The sequence below is a fragment of the Streptomyces gamaensis genome (assembly GCF_042656465.1).
GTDB classification, from domain to species: domain Bacteria; phylum Actinomycetota; class Actinomycetes; order Streptomycetales; family Streptomycetaceae; genus Streptomyces; species Streptomyces gamaensis.
Genome location: NZ_JBHSPB010000028.1, coordinates 70,424 through 91,974, shown reverse-complemented (window position 1 = coordinate 91,974; position 21,551 = coordinate 70,424). Strand labels below are relative to the sequence as shown.

Annotated in this window: 12 protein-coding genes and 2 pseudogenes; 11 read left to right on the top strand and 3 right to left on the bottom strand. The window is 70.5% G+C overall.

The window, feature by feature from the left end; translation table 11 throughout:
- From ACFP1Z_RS30455 to ACFP1Z_RS30420, 8 genes and pseudogenes are all read left to right on the top strand, one after another.
- Nucleotides 1-326 (top strand): annotated as a pseudogene (locus ACFP1Z_RS30455) (hypothetical protein); the annotation flags it as partial.
- 65 nt (nt 327-391) lie between these two features.
- Nucleotides 392-790: a roadblock/LC7 domain-containing protein gene (locus ACFP1Z_RS30450; RefSeq protein ID WP_390320947.1), complete on the top strand. Its 399-nt coding sequence runs from the start codon at nt 392-394 to the stop codon at nt 788-790.
- Complete coding sequence (locus ACFP1Z_RS30445; RefSeq protein ID WP_390320941.1) at nt 787-1,149, top strand: DUF742 domain-containing protein; 363 nt, start codon at nt 787-789, stop codon at nt 1,147-1,149. The genes ACFP1Z_RS30450 and ACFP1Z_RS30445 overlap by 4 nt, the downstream gene beginning before the upstream one ends.
- Nucleotides 1,127-1,753 (top strand): GTP-binding protein, encoded by a 627-nt coding sequence (locus ACFP1Z_RS30440; RefSeq protein WP_390320940.1) that lies wholly within the window; start codon nt 1,127-1,129, stop codon nt 1,751-1,753. The genes ACFP1Z_RS30445 and ACFP1Z_RS30440 overlap by 23 nt, the downstream gene beginning before the upstream one ends.
- Entirely contained in the window at nt 1,750-3,249 is a 1,500-nt protein-coding gene (locus ACFP1Z_RS30435; RefSeq protein ID WP_390320939.1) for a cytochrome P450, read from the top strand. The genes ACFP1Z_RS30440 and ACFP1Z_RS30435 overlap by 4 nt, the downstream gene beginning before the upstream one ends.
- A complete protein-coding gene (locus tag ACFP1Z_RS30430) occupies nt 3,231-4,376 on the top strand; it encodes a cytochrome P450 family protein (RefSeq protein WP_390320946.1) in 1,146 nt (381 codons plus the stop codon). The genes ACFP1Z_RS30435 and ACFP1Z_RS30430 overlap by 19 nt, the downstream gene beginning before the upstream one ends.
- 109 nt (nt 4,377-4,485) lie before the next feature.
- Nucleotides 4,486-6,537: an APC family permease gene (locus tag ACFP1Z_RS30425; RefSeq protein ID WP_390320938.1), complete on the top strand. Its 2,052-nt coding sequence runs from the start codon at nt 4,486-4,488 to the stop codon at nt 6,535-6,537.
- Nucleotides 6,538-6,666: 129 nt separating this feature from the next.
- Nucleotides 6,667-7,995, top strand: coding sequence for a class I SAM-dependent RNA methyltransferase (locus tag ACFP1Z_RS30420; RefSeq protein WP_390320937.1), 1,329 nt, complete (start codon nt 6,667-6,669; stop codon nt 7,993-7,995).
- 506 nt (nt 7,996-8,501) lie between these two features.
- Here ACFP1Z_RS30420 and ACFP1Z_RS30415 read toward each other — a convergent pair.
- From ACFP1Z_RS30415 to ACFP1Z_RS30405, 3 genes are all read right to left on the bottom strand, one after another.
- Nucleotides 8,502-8,918, bottom strand: coding sequence for a type II toxin-antitoxin system VapC family toxin (locus ACFP1Z_RS30415; protein WP_390320936.1), 417 nt, complete (start codon nt 8,916-8,918; stop codon nt 8,502-8,504).
- A complete protein-coding gene (locus tag ACFP1Z_RS30410) occupies nt 8,915-9,178 on the bottom strand; it encodes a CopG family transcriptional regulator (RefSeq protein ID WP_390320935.1) in 264 nt (87 codons plus the stop codon). Before ACFP1Z_RS30410 ends, ACFP1Z_RS30415 begins: the two co-directional genes overlap by 4 nt.
- A gap of 389 nt (nt 9,179-9,567) precedes the next feature.
- Complete coding sequence (locus tag ACFP1Z_RS30405) at nt 9,568-10,722, bottom strand: hypothetical protein (protein ID WP_390320934.1); 1,155 nt, start codon at nt 10,720-10,722, stop codon at nt 9,568-9,570.
- Between the two features lie 1,018 nt (nt 10,723-11,740).
- On the opposite strand from ACFP1Z_RS30405, the pseudogene ACFP1Z_RS30400 reads away from it, so the two are divergent.
- From ACFP1Z_RS30400 to ACFP1Z_RS30390, 3 genes and pseudogenes are all read left to right on the top strand, one after another.
- Nucleotides 11,741-13,001: pseudogene (locus ACFP1Z_RS30400) on the top strand (AAA family ATPase).
- Nucleotides 13,002-13,280: 279 nt separating this feature from the next.
- Nucleotides 13,281-19,214: a DEAD/DEAH box helicase gene (locus ACFP1Z_RS30395; RefSeq protein WP_390320933.1), complete on the top strand. Its 5,934-nt coding sequence runs from the start codon at nt 13,281-13,283 to the stop codon at nt 19,212-19,214.
- Nucleotides 19,215-19,219: 5 nt separating this feature from the next.
- Nucleotides 19,220-21,520, top strand: a complete 2,301-nt coding sequence (locus ACFP1Z_RS30390) for a hypothetical protein (protein WP_390320945.1) — start codon at nt 19,220-19,222, stop codon at nt 21,518-21,520.
- The last annotated feature ends 31 nt before the right edge of the window (nt 21,521-21,551 follow it).

Here is a 21,551-nt window from a genome sequence, read left to right as displayed (position 1 = left end):
GCACCGCCCGCCGGCTGCTGCGTGTCCTGCGCCGCCGCGCCGGAACGCCCACGCCCCCGCCCGCCGGGCGCACCCACACCCAGCCCGCCGGCACCCCCACCGGCGAACCGCCGCAGCGCAGCGCCGAGCAGACCGCCCGCATCATGGGCGCGTTCGCGCGCGGCACCCGCGCCGGGCGCAGCGACGGCGCCGGCTTCTCCGTGGCCGGCCTCCTCCCCGACGGCACGGAACCCGACCGGGCGGCACCCGGCCCCACGGGGTCCGACGCCCGGGCCCGCTCCTTTGACCAGGCCCCCGCAGACGACGAAGGGAACCCCCGAGCGTGAACGACCACGTGAACCCCCACCCGACCGCCCACCCGACCCCCCGCGCGAACAACGACCTGGGCTGGATGCTGGACGAGGTCGTCAAGATCCCGGAGGCCCGGCACGCCATCCTGCTGTCCGCCGACGGCATGCTGCGCGCCCGCTCCGCCGGCATCGAGCGCGACGAGGCCGAACGCCAGGCCGCCGCCCTCTCGGGACTGCAGTCCATCAGCCGCTCCACCGCCGAGTTCTGCAACCACCGGGCGCCCCAGGACAGCGCCTGGCGGCAGACGCTCGTGGAGTTCGCCGACGGCTACGTCTTCCTCATCGCCGCCGGCCCCGGCGCCTACCTCGCCGTCTCCGCCGGCGAGCACGTCGACATGGAAGCCGTCACCTACCGCATGCAAAAACTCGTCGACCGGCTCGGCAAGGAACTCACCAGCCCGCCCCGCGGCGGCAACTGGCCCACGGACGCCCCGGCATGACACCGCCCCCGCAGCGCCGCGGCGAGGGGTTAGTGCGGCCGTACGTCGTCACCGACGGCCGCGCCCACCCCACCCGCAACACCTTCGACCTGGTCACCCTCGTCCTGGCCCAGCCCGACCGGCCGCTCTCGGGCCTCAGCCCCGAAAAGCGCCGCCTGATGGAACTGTGCCTGGGCGGCCCGCTGTCCGTCGCCGAGATCGCCGGCCACCTCACGCTGCCCGTCAGCGTCACCAAGGTGCTCCTCGGCGACCTCGTCGACAGCGGCCACATCCTCACCCGCGCCCCCATCCCCTCGGCACAACTGCCCGAGGCCCAGATCCTCCAGGAGGTGCTCGATGGACTCCGTGCTCGTCTCTGACGGAGCCGTCCATCTGCGAGAGTCCGTGCACACCGCGGCGAAGATCCTCGTCGTGGGCCACTTCGCGGTGGGCAAGACCACCTTCGTCGGCTCCCTGTCGGAGATCCGGCCGCTGCGCACCGAGGAGACCATGACCCAGGCCGGGGCACTGGTCGACGACCTCGCCGGCATCGACGGCAAGACCACCACGACCGTCGCCATGGACTTCGGCCGCCTCACCCTCAGCGACAGCCTCGTGCTCTACCTCTTCGGCGCCCCCGGCCAGCAGCGCTTCACCCGGCTGTGGCAGGACATGACCGAAGGCGCCCTCGGCGCCCTCGTCCTCGCCGACACCCGCAGACTGGAGCAGTCCTTCGACGTCATGGGACTGCTGGAGGAACAGGGACTGCCCTACGCGGTGGCCGTCAACCACTTCGACGGCGCCCCCGAACACCCCCACGAGGAGATCCGCGAGGCCCTCGACCTGCTGCCCGAGACCCCGCTCGTCAGCTGTGACGCCCGCGACCGTATCTCCTCCACCCGCGCCCTGATCGCCCTCGTCGAATACCTCCAGACCCTGCGCGCCCCCCGCCCCGGCGCGCTCCCGGCCGGGGAGCCCGAGTGAACCACCGCCCCGGCACCACCCCGCCACCCGGCTGCCCCGCGCACACCGGGGCCGTACCCCTGTACGGTCCCGACTTCGCCGCCGACCCGCACGCCGTCTACCGCAGGCTGCGCGCGTACGGGCCCGTCGCCCCCGTCGAACTGGCCCCCGGCGCCACCGCCGGCCTCGTCACCGACTACCGCGCCGCACTCGAAGTGCTGCGCACCCCCGCCGTGTTCGGCAAGGACGCCCGCCGCTGGCGCGCCCTGGCCGACGGCCGCGTCGCCCCCGACAACCCCGTCGTGCCGATGATGGCCTACCGGCCCAACTGCCTGTTCTCCGACGGGGAAGCACACCGCCGGCTGCGCCAGGCCGTCACCGACAGCCTCGCCCGCATCGACCCCAACGCCCTGCGCGGCTACGTCGAGCGCAGCGCCGACACCCTCATCGACCGGTTCGCCGCCAAGGGCGAGGCCGACCTCCTCGGCTCCTACGCCAAGGTCCTGCCGCTGCTGGTCTTCCAGCAGCTCTTCGGCTGCCCCGGCGAACTCGGCGACCGCCTCGTCGAGGGCTTCTCCGGCATCTTCGACGGCGTCGACGCCGAACGCGCCGACGCCGTCATCACCGAGGGCCTCACCGAACTCGTCGACCTCAAACGCGGCAGCCCCGGCGCCGACATGACCTCCTGGCTGCTGGCCCACCCGGCCCGCCTCACCGACGAGGAGATGCTCCACCAGCTCGTCGTCCTCATCGGCGCGGGCACCGAACCCCAGCAGAACCTCATCGCCAACGCCCTGCGGCTGCTGCTGTCCGACGACCGCTTCGCCGGCGACCTCGCCGGCGGCTCGATGCCCGTCGACGACGCCCTCGACGAAGTCCTCTGGCTCGACCCGCCGATGGCCAACTACGCCGTCCACTACCCGCTGCAGGACGTCGACTTCGGCGGCACCCTGCTGCCCGCCGGCGAACCCGTCGTCATCAGCTTCGCCGCCGCCAACACCGACCCCTCCCTGCACAGCGAGCACCGCACCGGCAACCGCGCCCACCTCGCCTGGAGCGCCGGCCCCCACCACTGCCCCGCCAAGGACGCCGCCCGCCTCATCGCCGCCGTCGCCCTGGAACGGCTGCTGGACCGGCTCCCCGACTGCGAACTCGCCGTGCCCGTCGACCGGTTGGTGTGGCGGCCCGGCCCCTTCCACCGCGCCCTGACCGCGCTGCCCGTGCGCTTCCCGCCCGTCCCCCCGCGGGCCGCGCCGTCCGCGCCCGTACCGCCCGGACACCACGACCGGCACGCGCGCCCCGGCCACCGGCCGGCCCCGCGTCCGGCCGACACCCCAGGAGAGAGCCGATGGCCAGCAGAGAACCCATGGCCGGGAGAGAGCCGATGGACCGCCCCGCATGCCCCGTCGTCATCGACCCCGCCGGACGCGACATCCACGGCGAGGCGGCACGCGTCCGCGCCCACGGCCCGGCGGTCCCCGTGGAACTCCCTGGCGGCGTGGTGGCGTGGGGAGTGACCGACCAGGAACTGCTCAAGAAGCTCCTGACCGACCCCCGCGTCTCCAAGGACCCGCGCCGGCACTGGCCGGCCTGGATCAAGGGCGAGATCCGCCCGGAATGGCCGCTGTACACCTGGGTCGCGGTGCAGAACATGTTCACCGCCTACGGCAGCGAGCACAAACGTCTGCGCACCCTCGTCGCCAAGGCGTTCACCGCCCGCCGCACCAACGCCCTGCGCCCGCGCGTCGAAGCGATCGTGGACGAACTCCTCGGCGAACTGGCCGCGGCCCCCGGCGACGTCGTGGACCTGCGCGAGAAGTACGCCTACGCGATCCCGATCCAGGTCATCTGCGAACTCCTGGGCCTGCCCGAGGGCGAGACCCGCACCGGGCTGCGCCGCTGCGTCGACTCGATCTTCCACACCAGCGCCGGCCCCGAGGAGGTCACCGCCAACCACGCCGAGATGTACCGGCTGCTCGCCTCCGTCGTCGCCGCCAAACGCGCCACCCCCGGCGACGACCTCACCAGCGACCTGATCGCCGCCCGCGACGAGGACGCCAAGGAGGGCGGGAAGGAGGAGGACGGCGGGCGCCGCCTCACCGAGCAGGAACTCGTCGACACTCTCCTGCTCATGGTCGGCGCCGGACACGAGACCACCGTCAACCTCCTCGACAACGCCATCCACGCCCTCCTCACCCACCCCGCCCAGCTCGCCCTCGTCCGCACCGGAGAGGCGAGCTGGACGGACGTCGTCGAGGAGACCCTGCGCCACCAGGCCCCCGTCGCCAACCTCCCCCTGCGCTACGCCGTCGAGGACATCCCCCTCGACAACGGCACCGTCCTGCGCCGGGGCGACGCGATCCTCGCCGGCTACGCGGCCGCCGGACGCGACCCGCGCGTCCACGGCGCGACCGCCGGCACCTTCGAGATCACCCGCCCCGTCAAGGACCACCTCTCCTTCGGACACGGCGCCCACTTCTGCCTCGGCGCCCCCCTCGCCCGGCTCGAAGCCGCCGTCGCCCTGCCCGCCCTCTTCGCCCGCTTCCCCGCGCTCACCCTCGCCGCCGCCCCCGAGCGGCTCGAACCCGTCGACTCCTTCATCTCCAACGGACACCGCACCCTGCCGGTCCGCCTGCACGGCTGAGCGGCACCGTGCTCGCCCCGCCGGGACGGAAATGTGGCATGCGCCTCATTCCCCGCCCGGCGGGTGGCGGGTGGGCGCACGGGCGAACGAACGCTTACGATCCTCTGCTGTGTCCAAACTGACCGACCTGCCGAAACGGATCATCATCGGCCGGGCGCTGCGCAGCGACAAGCTGGGAGAGACCCTGCTCCCCAAGCGCATCGCTCTCCCCGTCTTCGCCTCCGACCCCCTCTCCTCCGTGGCCTACGCGCCGGGCGAAGTGCTGCTCGTGCTGTCCGTGGCAGGTGTGTCCGCCTACCACTTCAGCCCCTGGATCGCCCTCGCGGTCGTGGTGCTGATGTTCACGGTGGTCGCCTCGTACCGCCAGAACGTGCACGCCTACCCCAGCGGCGGCGGCGACTACGAGGTCGCCAACGTCAACCTCGGCCCCAAGGCCGGACTGACCGTCGCCAGCGCCCTGCTCGTCGACTACGTCCTGACCGTCGCCGTCTCCATCGCCTCCGGCATCGAGAACCTCGGCTCCGCCGTCCCCTTCGTCGTCGAGCACAAGACGGCCTGCGCCATCGCCGTCATCGTCCTGCTCACACTGATGAACCTGCGCGGCGTCAAGGAATCCGGAAAACTCTTCGCGATCCCCACCTACGTCTTCGTCGGCGGCGTCTTCGTGATGATCGCCTGGGGCGCGGTCCGCGGCCTGCTCCTGGGCCACACCATGAAGGCCCCCACCGCCGACTACACCATCCACGCCGAACACCAGGGACTCGCGGGCTTCGCCCTCGTCTTCCTGCTGCTGCGCGCCTTCTCCTCCGGCTGCGCCGCCCTCACCGGCGTCGAGGCCATCAGCAACGGCGTCCCCGCCTTCCGCAAGCCCAAGAGCAAGAACGCGGCCAGCACGCTCGCCCTCATGGGCGGCCTCGCCGTCACCATGTTCTGCGGCATCATCGGCCTGGCCATGGCCACGAACGTGCGCATGGCCGAGAACCCCGCCACCGACCTGCTCAGGAACGGGCAGCCCGTCGGCTCCGGCTACACCCAGAACCCGGTGATCTCCCAGGTCGCCGAAGCCGTCTTCGGCAACGGCTCGTTCCTGTTCATCGTCCTGGCCGCGGCGACGGCGCTCGTGCTGTTCCTGGCCGCCAACACCGCCTACAACGGCTTCCCGCTGCTCGGCTCGATCCTCGCCCAGGACCGCTACCTGCCGCGCCAGCTGCACACCCGCGGCGACCGGCTCGCCTTCTCCAACGGCATCGTGCTGCTCGCCGGCGCCGCCGCCGTCCTCGTCTACATCTACGGCGCCGACTCCACCAAGCTCATCCAGCTCTACATCGTCGGCGTCTTCGTCTCCTTCACCCTCAGCCAGACCGGCATGGTCCGGCACTGGAACCGCCACCTGGCGAGCGAGACCGACCCGGCCAAGCGCCGCCACATGATCCGCTCCCGCGCGATCAACGCCTTCGGCGCCTTCCTCACCGGCCTCGTCCTCGTCGTGGTCCTGGTGACGAAGTTCACCCACGGCGCCTGGGTCGCCCTCCTCGGCATGGTGATCTTCTACGCCACCATGACCGCGATCCGCCGCCACTACGACCGCGTCGCCGAGGAGATCGCCGCCGAGGAGGAACCGGGCGCCGAGGCCGTCCGCCCCTCCCGGGTCCACTCCATCGTCCTGGTCTCCAAGGTCCACAAGCCCACCCTGCGCGCCCTGGCCTACGCCAAGCTCATGCGCTCCGACACCCTCGAAGCGCTCAGCATCAGCGTCGACGCCGCCGAGACCAAGGCCCTGCGCGAGGAGTGGCACCGGCGCGGCCTCGACGTCCCGCTGAAGATCCTCGACTCCCCGTACCGCGAGATCACCCGCCCGGTGGTCGACTACGTGAAGTCGCTGCGCAAGGAGAGCCCGCGCGACGTCGTCAGCGTCTACATCCCCGAGTACGTCGTGGGCCACTGGTACGAGCACCTGCTGCACAACCAGAGCGCCCTGCGCCTGAAGGGCCGCCTGCTCTTCACACCCGGCGTGATGGTCACCTCCGTGCCCTGGCAGCTCGACTCCTCCGAGGCCGCGAAGCGACGCGCCCGCAGACGCGCCGAGTGGAGCGCGCCGGGCTCCGTGCGCCGGGGCCCGGTGGCGCAGCCGCGCAGGGAGAAGGCCGCCACGAAGAAATAGCGGCGGCGGGAGCTGCGGGAGCCGTGGCATCCGCGGCATCTGCGGCATCTGCGGGAACAAGGGGCGGGGCAACGTACACTGATCGGCTGTTGTCCCGCCCCTCTCTCACATCCCTGGAGTCGACCCGCAATGCAGCACAAGACCGAAGCATCGCTGGTCGGCGAGGAGTACGAGGTCGAGGTCGGCCCGGTGGCACACGGCGGCCACTGCGTGGCCCGTACGGACAGCGGCCGGGTCCTGTTCGTGCGGCACACACTGCCGGGGGAGCGGGTCGTGGCCCGCGTCACCGAGGGCGAGGAAACCTCCCGCTTCCTGCGCGCCGACGCCGTGGAGATCCTGGAACCCTCCAAGGACCGCATCGAGGCCCCCTGCCCCTTCTCCGGCCCCGGCAAGTGCGGCGGCTGCGACTGGCAGCACGTGGCCCCCGGCGCCCAGCGCCGCCTCAAGGCCGCCGTGATCACCGAGCAGTTGAGCCGGCTGGCGGGCCTGACCCCCGAGGAGGCTGGCTGGGACGGCACCGTCGTCCCCGCCCCCGGCGACAAGGTCGCCAAGGGCGAGGTCCCCGCCTGGCGCACCCGCGTCCAGTACGCGATCGACGCCGAGGGCCACGCGGGCCTGCGCAAGCACCGCTCCCACGAGGTCCAGACCGTCGACCACTGCCTCATCGCCGCCCCCGAGGTCACCGAACTCGGCATCGAGCAGCGCGAGTGGCCCCGGATCGCCTCGGTCGAGGCGATCGCGGCCGTCGGCTCGACCGACCGCCAGGTGGTCCTGACCCCGCGCCCCGGCGGCCGCCTCCCCATCGTCGAACTCGACAAGCCGGTGTCCGTGCTGCGCGTGGGCGAGAAGGACCAGCAGATCCACCGAGTCCACGGCCGCCCCTTCGTCCGCGAACGCGCCGCCGGCCGCACCTGGCGCGTCGCCGAGGGCGGCTTCTGGCAGGTCCACCCCAAGGCGGCCGACCTGCTGGTAGAAGCCGTCATGCAGGGCCTGATGCCACGCAAGGGCGACATGGCCCTCGACCTGTACTGCGGCGTCGGCCTCTTCGCGGGCGCGCTCGCGGAACGGGTCGGCGACAAGGGCGCGGTGCTCGGCATCGAATCCAGCAAGCGAGCCGTCGCCGACGCCCGGCACAACCTGGGCGACCTGGACCGGGTACGGATCGAACAGGGCAAGGTGGAGTCCGTCCTGCCGTGCACCGGCATCACCGAGGCGGACGTGATCGTCCTGGACCCGCCCCGGGTGGGCGCCGGCAAGCAGACGGTGCGGCATGTCGCGTCTCTGGGCGCGCGCAGGATCGCGTACGTGGCCTGCGACCCGGCGGCGTTGGCGCGGGACCTGAAGTACTTCGCGGGGGAGGGGTACCGGGTGACTACGCTGCGGGCGTTCGATCTGTTTCCGGTGACCCATCACGTTGAGTGCGTCGCGATCCTCAAGCCTGCGGCAAAGGGCCTCTGACCTGCGGTTTTACCTGGTGTGCATTGTGTGCGCTATGTGCGTTAGGGGCGAAATTCTGACGCTGAAATGACGCTCGTGACGCTCTCCTGACGCTCGTGTGACGCTCGTCGGGAGGGTGGCCAGAGGGCACAGAATCGCCCGTCGACTGGACCTTTGAGTCCGGTCGACGGGCGGTGTGTTGGGCAGGGCGAGATGGTGTCCCGTCGGGTGGTGTGGCAGCGATCAATGTGGACTCTTGGTGGCGGGGCGGCTATCGCGTAACTCTCCGATTGGTGAAGCTCGTTGAGAGAGGTGACGCGATGGCCTTGTCCCAGCATGATCTGCTCCGGCTGGTGGAGTCACTGGGCTCGGCACTGATCTGCCCAGGATTGCGGAGTCGGCCCCGCAGTGTTCTATGCCCGGTCGGGCGCGAGGCATTCTCAACGAACTCCCCGATGATGTGGCGAACCACGTGGAGGGCCCCGGCTCTGGGTATGCGGCCTCGTAGCGTCGTGGCGAGTCGATATTCAGATCTTGATCACGGTGGCGTGTGTGCCGCACAGCGTGGTGATGTCCTCCGGGTCAGAGGTGAGGATCGTGACGGGGCCCCGGGCGGCGAGGGCGGTAGCGCTGAACATGGCGTCGATGGCGTACTTATGGCCGTGCAGTCCGGCGTTGGCGAGCAGTGTGGCGGCGTGGCGGGCGATCGGCTCGGTGATCGGTTCGACCACGAGGCGGGACAGTGTCCATTCCAGGGCCGGGCGGTTGATCCGGGCGTGGACCACCTCGACGAGGGTGGCTGCGGACGTGATCACCCGCAGGTCGTCGGCGCGGGCGAGGGCGAGCCACGCGGTGACCGTGCGGTCGCGCAGTACGGCCTTGGCCAGTCCTTCGCTGTCCAAGGCGAGGGTGCCGCCTGGTGTGGCGGTGAGGGGGCGGGTCACGCGGCGTCCGCTCCGCCCTGCGTCTGCCCTTGGTGTGCTTGGTGGAGCTGGTCGCGCAAGGCCTGGATCTCCTCATCGGTGATGGCGCCGTGTTCGGCCTCGGCGACGGTGATGAGCTCGTTGAGGTTGTCGCGCTCGATCTGGCGGGCGACCGCGGCGGCGACGTAAGCGGACAGGCCGGAAGGGCCGCTGCGGGCGCGGGCGGCTTCCGCGATGTCCCGGGGCATCGTGATCGAGTACTTGCCGGTAGGCTCGCTCATGCTACCTATCCTACCTCTTATCTCCTCCCCTCTTCTGGCATGAGAAAAGCAGCCGGGGTCGGGTCCGGGCTGGGTGTTTGCTGGAAGGGCTGGCTCTGTTCACGTCGCAGAGCAGCGTTTCGACAGCAGTTCGGGAGGCAGCGCCCGCGCCGGATGCTCATGACTTCGGGCGGCAGCTCGGTGGTGACTGGCGGGACACCGTCTACCGCCCCTCGGGAGTCCGGGGCAAAAGCGCTGGCTACCGGCGTAGGGGGCAGCCAGCACCGCGCCGTGGCCGACGGTGCGCGCCTCCCGTTCTCGTGAACATCGACTCTTCCGGCCGCCAGGTGCCTCTCGGAGTCGTGAACACGTGCTGACGGAAGTCGTGCACAAAGCCAAAGGGCCGACTCTCAGTAGGAGTTGGGGCCATGAGGGCTCCACCCATGGAGGAACGGCCTCAGGTCATCGGCGCGTGGTTCGGGGACGTCGGGTAGCCGGGGTGGCGTGCTCAGCGGATTCAGGCGCTCCAGGTGTGTCTGAGCCCAGGTGAGCCAGGCCTCGGCGTCGGTCTTGACCGGCCCGGCCGGAATGGTCTTCACATAGGCGCGGACAGCATGGAGGTACTCGGTCAGGCGAGTCGCATGGCGCCATGCCTGCTCTTGGGCTTCGAGGTGATTCACGCGGTAGGCCTCGGCGTACCCGGTGCGGGCGTGCTGCATGGCGGCTTCCCAGCGGAGCCGTTTCTGTTTTGCCGCCTCCAGGTCGGCCAGCCGTTTGCGTTCGGCGGCCTCTCCCCGAAGAGTCACCTCTTGTACGATTTCCGGGAGCTGGTTCTCGAGGGGGCGGTCGACGGTGTCTGCCCATTCGCTGGACCGGTGCGGCTGGCCTCCTGTGAGGATGATGCGCAGGCGGTCGGAAGGGGCGTAATCAAACCGGGGGATTCGGACCCAGCTGTACTTCTTGGCCTCCGCGAGTTCCTTTTCGGTGGGTGTGTGCTCGCTTCGGTCCTGTTCCTGTAGGACGAGGAAGCCGATTTCCTGTCCTTGGGCGGTGATGGTGAAGTGAGGAGGGGTGCTTCGTCGCCGGTGGGACGGAGGTGCACCGCGCATCGTTCCGATGTTGCTGGTGTGCCCTTGGGTGTCGGTGGTGGTGATGAGCGCCTGGATGAGCCGGAGGGCTCGTCCCTGCACGGCCTTGGTCAGGCCCATGGGTTGGGATTGGTTTTGCAGGGTTTTGATCACGGTGTGCGGTTGGGTGAGCCTGGCGGGTACGGTAATGGGCTTGAGCGTGGTCAGGCGCCAGGCAGGCACATCGACCAGGCGAATTTCATAGCCTTCACGGCACCAGCCACCGTGCAGTTCCTTTGTCTTGGGGACCTTTCCTGACCTGCGTGCTGCAGCGACGCGGGCAGGCCACTTCTCGGTCTCCCGGCCGGTGGCTTCTCTCTTGACGATCCGGCCACCCGCTTCCGCGAGTTCTTCCAGGAGCTGTTCTGTAAACGTCTTGTGCCGTAGCCGGACCGTGGGAGCAGGTTTCTTCGGAACGGCAGGCGTGGCTGCCTCCATGCTGCTCTTCCTTCCGGCTGATGCGGCAGAAGTCGGCGCCGCAGGCTGAGCAAGTGGCATGCGTTGGGTCCGGGAGTGATCCGGTGGATAGGTTCCGTGGTCCACGTAGTGCTGGCCGGCGCTGGTCAGAGTGGCGGACCACCGCCCTTGCCGTTTCGAAACTTTGAGCAGTCCTCGATTCTGAAGTGCCTGACAGCTGATCTTGTATGTGCTGCCTTCCCACACGCCGTCCGGGCAGCCTTGGCCGACCCATCGCAGTACCTGTAGCTGACGTTCGTTGAGCTGTCGCTTCACCTGAATCTCCAACCAGGACGTCGCGCGCCGAGACCGATGCTGCCAGGAACGGTAGGTGACTCGCGACGCCGCGATGACAGAGGCGACGTTCAGCTGTCGGTCTCAGGGGCTTGCCGAGATCTCCCGCCTCGTCGTACCAGAGATCACGGAGGGCCGTCTTGAGGCCGCGCAGTTTGTTGCGCCCGCCACAACGGCCTCGTCCTGGACCGGGCTGCTGCCCTCTGCACGTGGCCCTTGTCGCCGACTATGGCACTGGTGCCATCCCACGCTTGACCGCCGAGAGTTCCGCGTCGTGCAACCGCTCAATGGGTACGGGGCGTTCCGAGTGTGGCCCGGCAACTTGCCCCTCTGAAGACGGCAGGCGTTCCCCTCCAGGGGCTGTGTGCCGCGGCGCGATCGGGCAGGCGGCAGCGAACTGCCTGTAGGGCATATCGAGTTGGTGCGTTTCGAGGCGTGGCCCTGGACGGCATGCGTGACCCGGCAGCGGGGGAGCGTCGGCCGGATGCTCGTAGCGCCCGTAGCGCACACTGGTGATCAGCGTGCAAGGCAGGCGATGGGTCGCTGACCTGGTGGTTCTTTCGACATGTTTTCTGTTCACATCTTCTCGATGACGCATCATGTGGAGTGCGTGGCGATCTTGAAGCGGGTGACGCAGGCGGGTTGACCTGCGGCCGGATTCGCCCGGCACCCCGCGGTCTGGTGGAGGGTTCCGGTGGACGAGAGCATGCTTGCCAAGCCCGGGGACGTGGTCGACCGTGATCGTGAGTGGGGTCTGCTCACCGAATTCGTCACCGACCCGGATCCGGCGATGCGTCTGGGGACCGTGTCGGGACGCAGACGACACGGGAAGTCGTACCTCCTGCAGGCACTGTCAGAGCAGGTCGGGGGTTTGTACGTCACCGCGGTGCGGGAGGAAGGACGGCTGCCGGCGATCCGGCGGTTCAGTGACGCCATCGCGGCCCACGCGGGGCTCCGGCCCGGCACGCTGCGGTTGACCGACTGGCGCGAAGTCCTGTCCAACGCCCTTGATGTCACCGCGCGTTCACAGACCCCGCTGCTGGTGATCGACGAGTTGCCGTATCTCCTGCAGCACTCTCCCGAGATCCCGGGGCTGCTCCAGCAGCTCTATGACGAGCGCCAGCGGGGCACCGGGGCCGGACCTGGAGCGCGGGTGATCCTCTGCGGGTCCGCGATGAGCGTCATGCACGAACTGCTCTCGGGGACAAAGCCGTTGCGCGGTCGTGCGGTGATCGATCTGAGGCTGGGAGCCTTCGACTACCGGGCCAGCCGCGAGTTCTGGCAGATCGACGACCTGCTCACCGCCCTGCAGGTGCACGCCGTCCTCGGTGGCGCTCCCGGTTACCGGCCGGTGGCGGCCCGCCCGCACCCGAACGACGGCTTCGCCTCCTGGCTCACACGGACGCTCCTGGACCCGGGGCGAGCGGTCTACTCGCGTACGGAGACGGAGTATCTGCTGCGCGAGGATCCGCGGATCACCCAGCACACTCTCTACTACGACATCCTCACCGCGATCGCCCAGGGCGCCACCACCCCGACCAAGATCGGCGCGGCCCTGGAACGGCAGTGCAACGCGGTCACCCACCCGCTCGACGTCCTGGAGTCCACCGGCTGCATCCAGCGCGAGCAGGGCATCCTGCGTCCCCGCCATCCCGTCATCACCCTGGCCGTTCCCGTCATCCGCTTCAATCAGCTGATCACCCTGCCGCAGGCGGCCGCGGTGGAACAGGGCTTCGCCGACGAGGCGTGGCGGGCCGCCGCGCCGACCTTCAACTCCAAGATCCTCGGCCCGCACTTCGAGGACCTCGCCCGCACCTTCACCCGCCGATACGCCCACACCCTGCTTCCCGGCGGCCTGCCCGGCCCTGTTTTCCCTGCACGGGTTCTACCCGGACCTGATCGAGCCCGCGGCCGGACGCGATGATCTGCTCCTGGTCGATCTGGCGACTCTCTATGGGGTCGGGTAGCCGTATGCCGCTGGCCCATTGACTTCCTGGATGCTCCAAAATTTTCCAAAGAAGCGTGCCTATAATGAAGGGCCGCCAGTGACGCCGGACCATTCACGGTGCTGCCCGCGGTGGACGGAGCGCATGGCTGACAGGGTCAGCCTCCGCACTGCTCGACGCGAACGTCGTAGCTGATGCCGCGAGCGCGCGCCTCGATTCTTCAGGGGGAGGGGAGTCGAGGTCACCGAGCGGTGCGGTCAGCGCCCCGACCGGGAGCCATGCACAGGGGAGGGTGTGTTGGTGGCCGAGGAGCAGACGGTCTCCGCTGCGGCACGGAAGATCGCGGACCTGGTCCGTGCTTTCCCGTCCGGAATCGCCGAGCGGGATCTTGCCGTGGCAGCGGCCAAGCGGTTCAGCAGACTGCCGCGGCAGCGGCTGGCGAAGCTGGTCGCCGAGGCGGTCGGCGGAGGTCTGCTGACCGCCGCGGACGGCCGCATTCTGCCTGCCGCTCGCCCGGAGCCGACCCTCTGCGAACAACCACTGCCGGGCGCCACGAAGCCAACTGATGTCGCGTCACCGAGCGGAACGTCGGCCCTGCGGGCCGTCGCACTCGACATCGAGAGCGTCGTCCGCACCACAGCCGCGTCACCCTACGTGGAACGCCACGTCTACGAAGCGGCAGCCGTCCGGTTCGGCGCCGATCCGGAATGGGTGGCGGCGGCACCTCGATGGCAGCGGTACCTCCGATTCCCGGGGGACGGCGAGGAGTTGCGTGATCGCGGCGTACGCGACGCCGTGCTGCACCACGGGATTCCGGCGCGGCAGGCGTGGACGGAACTGCGGGCCTTCCTCCAGGACGCCGATGTCGTCGTCGCCCACAACGGGACGGGGCTGGACTTCCCCGTCGTCAGCGAGGCGGCACAAGAGGCCGGTGCGAGCGATCCGTTCGCCGCCGTACGGCCCGTCGACGCCTTGTATCTCGCGCATGCCCTGTGGCCGACAGCCCCGTCCCACCGGCTTCAGGACCTGGCACGCGAGCTCGGCATACCCAGGGCAGGACTGTGGTCCCACACCGCGGACGGTGACGCGGTCCTGCTCGTCCGCTTCCTGGAGCGGGCCGCCGCCGAATTCGCCGGCATGACGGCCGAGTTGCGGGAACTCGTCGCCGATGTCTGTCCTGACTCCGACGCGTGGCGACTGATGAGGGAACTCGCCGAGGGGAAGCGGGCCGCGGACCGGGAACCGTCTGTGTGGGAGCAGTCCCATGTCGCCCGTCTGCTGGGCGGTGAGTTCGCGCAGCACCCACCGCGCCGTACGTCCGGAGGCAGGGCACCGGGCTGTGCCCCCGTCGTCGTTCCGGACCTTCTCCGAGGGGCTGACGGCCGGGTCGACCCGACCGCGCTCGCCCGTGTCGTGCACGGCACCCGTGTCGAACCCCGGCCGGCCCAGCAGAGAATGACGGCGGCGCTGCACGACTGGACCGACCGCGGTGTCAGCGGGCTGCTGGAGGCGCCCACCGGCACCGGCAAGAGTTACGCGGTGCTCGCCGCCGCGCTCGACTGGCTCGCCGGTGGAGACGCGCGTACGGCGGTCATCGCCACCTACACCAAACAGCTGCAGAGCCAGATGGCGAAGGACCTCCAGAGCCTGGAGTCGGCCCTGCCCGGCATCCTCGGCGTCGCCGACCTGGTCAAGGGCAAGTCCAACCGGCTCTCCCTCGCGGCCCTCACGAAGACCCTCGCCGAAGCCACGCGCCGACGCCGTGCCAAGAGCGTGCCCCGCGGCCGCGCCCGTTTCTCCCAGCGACTCCGCTTCCGGGAGCTCGCCGTCTTCCTCGCCCTGCGCCTGCTCATGGCCAAGGAGCCCCCGCGGTCGTGGGTGGCGAGATCCGTCGATCCGGTCGACCTGCCCGCTTTCTTCATCGACTACATGGGCCCCGTCCTGCCCCTCTGGCTGGAGTCGCTCTCCCAGCGCGACGGCGATTACGGTTCCGGCGCGGGCAACCCCCTCACCGTGCACACCGATACGGTCCGGGAAGCCATCGGCAGTCACCGCCTCATCCTCACCAACCACGCGCTCGTCCTCTCCCACCTGGACGACCTGCGTGCCGCCGGACCGGACGTGCTCCTCGTGATCGACGAAGCGCACGAGCTGGAGAACGCCGCCACGTCCGCGCTGACCGTGGCCGTCGACTACCAGGACATGGAAGTCCTGCTGTCGGAGTATCAGGCATGGGCTGTGGAAGCACACCCGGGCACGGCACGTGACCAGGCCGTCTCCGCCATCGCCGACCTGGAGCGGCTGCTCGACGACGAACGGCTCCCGCGGCTCGCGGCCCAGGCCTTCGACGCGCAGGCCAAGGGCGTGGGCGTACGGATCGGCAGCCGGGCGACCGCCCTCGCCAGCCCCTACACCGGCACCGCCGGCACCCGGCACACCCGGAGGCTGTCGCTGCTGCTGGACCGTATCGCCAAGGCACTCGTGACCTGCCGCATCACGCTGGAGCGGCACGTCGTCCAGCACACCGCGCACATCGACCCGCTGGTCCGCGAGCGTCTGCACGCCCTGGCATCGCACACCGACGACATCACCACGGCACTGGACCGCGTCACGTCCGACATCGGCGCCTTTCTCGACCCTGCCGTCACGCTGGATGACACCCGGCCCTCACGCGTGATCCATCTGGAGGAACTGGCCGAACCCAAGGCGGAATTGCGCTCCTACCGCTTCCGTATCGCTACCAGCCCCGTCGACCTGCCCGCCGATCCGGAGTGGCGGCGTTATCTGGAGTCGTTCCGCCGCGTCCACTACGTCTCCGCGACCCTCCGCGTCGCAGGGGAGTGGGACTTCCTGCGGAGCCGCCTGGGCCTGTCGGAGGACTTACCGGTCCTGGACCTGCCCTCCCCGTTCGACCTGCGGAACCAGGCCGAAGTGGTGTGCTTCTCCGACTTTCCCTCCTGGGCCGAGCAGGAAGAGGGCGCGCTGCGCACCGTCGCCCATCACATGGCCGGATTCGCCACCGAAATGACACGGGCCCGCTCCGACGGCAACGGATTCGACGGAGGCGGCATGATCCTCACCACCGCCCGCTCGACCGCCGCGGGCATCGGCTTCCACCTTGTGGAAGAACTGCGCTCCCGCGCCCTGGACACCCCGGTCGTCGAGGCGCTCACTCGCGGAAACGGCCGCGCCTACCAGGACTTCACCGACCGGGAGGAGGGCGGCGGTTTCCTCGTCGGCACCAAAGGACTCTGGCAGGGGGTCGACGTCTCCGACGCCGAGCGGCTGCGCCTCGTGTGGATCAACAAACTGCCCTTCGCGCCGTTCGCCGCCCCGATCGTGGAAGCCCGGCGCGCGGCCGTGGCCGAGCGTGCCGAGAAAGCGGGCCATCCCGATCCGGACGGCGCCGCCACCGAGCACTACTACCTGCCGTTGGCCGCGCTCCAGCTCCGCCAGGCGGTCGGCCGGCTCATCCGGTCCGACCGGCACCGTGGCGTCGTCGTCATCAGCGACCGCAAACTCGCGGGCCAGAGCAGCCTGCGCCGGTCCTACCGGCGCGCCTTCCTCGGCAGCCTCGACGACGGGCTGGAACGCCCCGATCCGGACACCGGTGACATCGGCGGCGGCAACGTCACCACCATGGCCGAAGGGTGGCGCCGCATCTGGGAGTTCATGGCGCGCCAAGGACTCCTGGAGCCCGCCCGCGTGGCGGAACTGTGCACCCCCGAGGCGCTCGAACGGCACACACTCCTGCCGCACACCCGGCGCATCCGTGAGCTGGCCCTGACTCCCGAGGAGACCACGAAGCTGCGGGAACAGGGCCTCCTCGCCAAGGAGGTCAGGGACCGCTGCGCCCGGATCGGTGGCCTGCTCAGGCTCGCCCACGACCCCGTGGCCCTCAAACCGGCCCAGCAGGCCGTCATCACCGCCGCGAGCGAGGGCCGCGATGTACTCGGGCTGCTGCCCACCGGCTTCGGCAAGAGTTTCACCTTCCAGTTGCCCGCTCTGGTCCTGCCCGGCGTCACCCTGGTCGTCAGCCCACTCGTCGCCCTCATGCACGACCAGGCCCTCGAACTGAACCGGTCCATCGGTGGAGCGGTCCGCGCCCTGATCTCCCCCCTGCGGGAGTCCAGCAGCAGGGCCGGCAAGACAGAAGTGACGGACCAGCTCCTCGGCCGCGCCGACCACGGCATCCGCCTGGTGTACGTCAGCCCGGAGCGCCTCTGCCAGCGACGATTCCGCGAGACCGTACGGGCTGCCGCGGCGGCGGGCAGGGTGACCCGCATCGCCGTCGACGAGGCGCACACGCTGGCGCAGTGGGAGGACTTCCGGCCGAGCATGCGCCGGGTCAGCCGGTTCCTGGACGAACTGCGCCGGACCCACGGCGTGGCGGTCACCGCGGTCACCGCCACCGCCAACCGGGCCGTCCACGAGGCCCTGCGCGAAGGACTGTTCTCCCTGCCCGCCGAGGTGCCCGAGCCCGGCTCGGCCGAGGCGGACGCGGAGCGCTCCGGCGCCGTCGGCGGGCTGGTCACGGTCCGCGAGAACCCGATCCGGCCCGAACTCGCCGTCTACCGGCGCTCCCTGGACCGGCTGGGGCAGGGCGGAGTGGCAGGGCTGGTGGAGCGCGTCGTCGACTCGCTCCAGGGGCACGCCATCCTGTACTGCCTCACGGTCAAGGAGGTCAACACCCTCTACACGCATGTGCGCGAGTACGTCGGTGACACCGGCGTGCGCGTGCTGCGGTTCCACGGTCGCCTGACGGAGGCGGAGAAAGCGGCCGTCATGACGGAGTTCCGGGAAGCGCCCCGCGAGGGCGACGAGGGCTTCGTGCCGGTCGTCGTCATCGCCACCTCCGCGTTCGGGCTCGGGGTCAACCGGTCCGACGTCCGCACGGTGATGTGCGTGTCGCCGCCCACCGACCTGGCCGCGCTCTACCAGCAGATGGGACGGGCCGGGCGCGACAGCGCGGGCCGGGGAACAGCGGGCGCGGGGCCCGTGAACAGCGGCCTCGCCCTGGCCACGAGCCGAGGGCTGCGCATGGTGCGCTTCATGGCCGGCCAGGGACTGGAGGCCTCACTGCTGCGCCGCATGGGCGCCCTCGTCCTCGCGCAGACCGAGGGAACGCTCGACCCAGTGAGGCTGGCCGACTTCCTCATGGCCGAAGACGCGGCGGCCGGGGCGCTCAGCGAGTCCGAACTGGAGGACCGGTACACCCAGGAGCGTTACCGGAGCGGCATCATGCGGGCCTTCAGCGCGCTCGCCGACCTCGGAGCCGTCGAGGACCTCGGTGACCACCCGCCGTACTGCGCGGTCAAGCCCGGCGACCTGCGGCCGGCGCAGCGCGGTCCCGAGCGGACCGGTACCGCCGCGGAGCGGAACGTGGGGGAGGAAGAGGCCGAGCTCGCGCACATCGAGCAGACCGTGATCGACACCGCTCTTTCCTGGGGGACTCCCCGCAACGTCGACGTCCGGCTCCTCGACCGGGAACTCGCGGCCCGGTGCGAGGGCTACCGTTCGGTCGCCCATGGCCCCGCGGCGACCTGGGAGCTCCTCGCCGACCTGCACGACCGCGGTCTCCTGGACGTCTCGGCGGCCCCCAGCTGCCGCCTGGTCACCGGTCTGACCGTACGCACCCCGACCTTGCCCGACGGCTACGTGCCGCTGCTCGCCCGGCGCGGCCGCCGGGCCACGGAGGAACTGGCCCGGCTGAAGGGCTTCTTCGACGCGACCACGGTCTGCGCCCAGCGGGTCCTCGCCGACTACTTCGGTGTCACCGACCTCCCCGAAGGCTGTTGCACCACGGCCCGTTGCCGCTGTTCGGCGTGCTGGGACACCGGTCGCCGGCCCGTGGAGGAGCGACGCCCCGCCGTTGCCGACGCCTTCTACAGCCCGCGTCCCCGTGAGGGCGGCGGTACCGACTCGTCACTGCGCGACCAGCGTGTCGACCTCCAGGTCCACCGGCTGCTGCAACTCCAGCCGCAGGGCGCGCACCCGCGTCGGATCTGGCACGCCCTGCGCGGTGACGAATCCGCCTACAACCCGAGGAGCCGAAAGATGATCCCCCTGCCGAGGGCGATCCGGGACAGCCGTCACTTCGGGGGCCGCGCCGACCTCCCCTATGCCAAAGTCGGAGAAAGCCTGACGAGGCTGGCATCCGGGGGAGCCGCCACCGAAGGACCGGACGGCCTGTGGCACGCGGTCCGTCCGGCGCGGCGGGAGGGCGGGGCGTGACCACGATGACCACGGCCGCAACGGACATCTGGGTGCCGTACAACGAAGAGCCCGTGCTCACCCCCGCCATGACCGCAGGACACGGGACCACGCCCCCTGAGGAAATGGACAGGCTCCGCCGGTACCTTGAGGCAGTCGTCGCCGACCGCCAGTGCCCCGTGCACACGGCAGTCGCCTTCAACGCCGCCTACTTCGGTTACGAACTCGGCGGCGAAGGCTATGGGAACGGCCCCTTCGACCTCGACGCCTTCCCCTCCCTGGCACTCGGGGACGAGATACCGGCCCTGCCCGTCGGAGCGCTCGTCCGGATCGAAACAGGCTCCGACCCCCTGTATGCGGAGATCGTCTACAAGGAGGGCCACCACTCCCACGTCGGGGAGAACGCCGACGTACCCGCCTGGATATCCGGGGCACCCGCCGGCGTACAGAGCCCCGAGTTCCGCCGAGCCGTAGCCCACCCCGTGCGTCGCGAACTCCTCGTTCCCGACCTCGCGGCATTCGGCTCCGCGCTCGAACTCGGCGAGGCCAAGCTCAAGCGGTTCCGGGCCCGCGGGAAATGGCTCAACCAGGACGGACACGTCGTTGTCGACGCCCGGTACGCCTCCGTACAGGACGCGGGGCTCGACGGCACGACCGCCTTTGTGCGGCACCTGCTCACCCAGCGGCGGGCATCACTCGTGAGCCCTCTCGTTCCCGTCTCCGTCGCCCACCTGGCCGGTGGCAGCGAGGAGGAGCGGCTCCGGGACGCCCTCATGGGACTGATGGACGCGGTCGGCCATGCCTTGCGCACCAGTGACACGCTGCGGAGCTGGGGCCACTACGCGCTGACCCGCGGGCGCGTCGGGGCCGGCCTGTGTGACGACGGACCGCTGGGAGGCGCGGATCTGCACGCTCTCGCCGGCTCGCTGGAACACGGAGCCGCTCCGTCCGCCCGCCGACGGCACGGTCTGAGCCGCTCCCGCACCGTGTACACGGCGATCGGGCCCTGGCTGCGCGGCGTGGACGGAGCCGAGTCGCTGCTGACCGGTGTGGAGTACGCGGTCTCGGTCTGCCGCGCCAACCTGGCGGTCACGGACTTCGTCCGCGGGGACACGGACGCCGGCCTGCGCTCCGCGAGCGACGTGAGGATCACCCTGGACGACGACTTCGAGAGCGGCGGCATCTGGCGATCCCGCCATCCGGGCTCGGAAGAGTCGGACGGCAGTGACCCGCTGCGCCCGGCGGGTCGCGGATGGCGGGAAACGGTGGACCCGCCCGCGCCCCACCATGCTGCCCCTCCCCAGAGGGTTCCCGAGGAGGAGCCGCAGGCCGATGCCTTGCCCGCCGACCTCCCACTCGTCGATGACGAGGATCTCAGTGCGTCGCGCTACCTGAGGATCGACGACAGCGAAGTCGGCTGGCAGATCCCGCTGCGCCTCGCGCACATCGTGGAAGGCCGGCTGCCGCTGAGCCGGATGGTCCGGGACGGGCTGGCCTACCTGGGCGTGGTATCCGTCCCCGTGCGCCTGGAACTCAGCCATCCCGGGGGCGAGATCGACGCGTCCGAAGAGGTCCAGGAAGTCGTGCTGGACATGACCGAGGGAACGGGCATGCTCCGGGAGGTCCAGTGGCCCATCGACTTCTTCCCCGGGCTGCGCCTTCACATCCAGTGGCCGCGGGGCGGCACGGTCTTCCGGCTCCGCACCATGGAACTGGAGGCCCCCGTCGAGATCGACGGGGAGCTCATCGCGCACCGCTACGACCCTTCGGTCCTCACCCGCGAAGGAGCCCCCGGCAGCAGCCGGGACGGTGACTCGTCCGCCGGACTGGACACACGACAGCTCGTCCTGCGCGCCGTACGACGCTTCGGCCGGCTCACACCCGATGGACACGCCCTGCTCGACCGGACCGCGCTTCCGAGGGGCATCTACGACACGACTCCCGCTGCGCGCCAGGTCGCCGCACTGGAACAGGCCGTGGACGAACTCCTCGCCGAACGGCGCCTGTACGCCGCTACCGGCAGCCGCGACGCGGACGGCCGGCCTCACTACCCCGCACGTGAGGGTGAAAGCGCGATCGCGCTGATCGGTTACGCACCGAACCCCGTGGTGGTGTCACGGCCCGGACCGGGCGTCGGTGCCCCCTCGCGGGAAACAGGTGCGGAGCACTTCGTCCACGGCTTCCTCCGGCGGCTGCCCGCGGACCAGCGGCCGACCGACGCGCAACGTGACGCCTATCGCGCTCACTGCCGCCACGTCGGGAAGGCGGACGGCTGGGAGCTGCCCCCCGGCTACACCTTCGTCACCGCGCACTCCCGCCGACGCTGACCGGGCTTCACCGCCGGACGGGCCGTGCCAC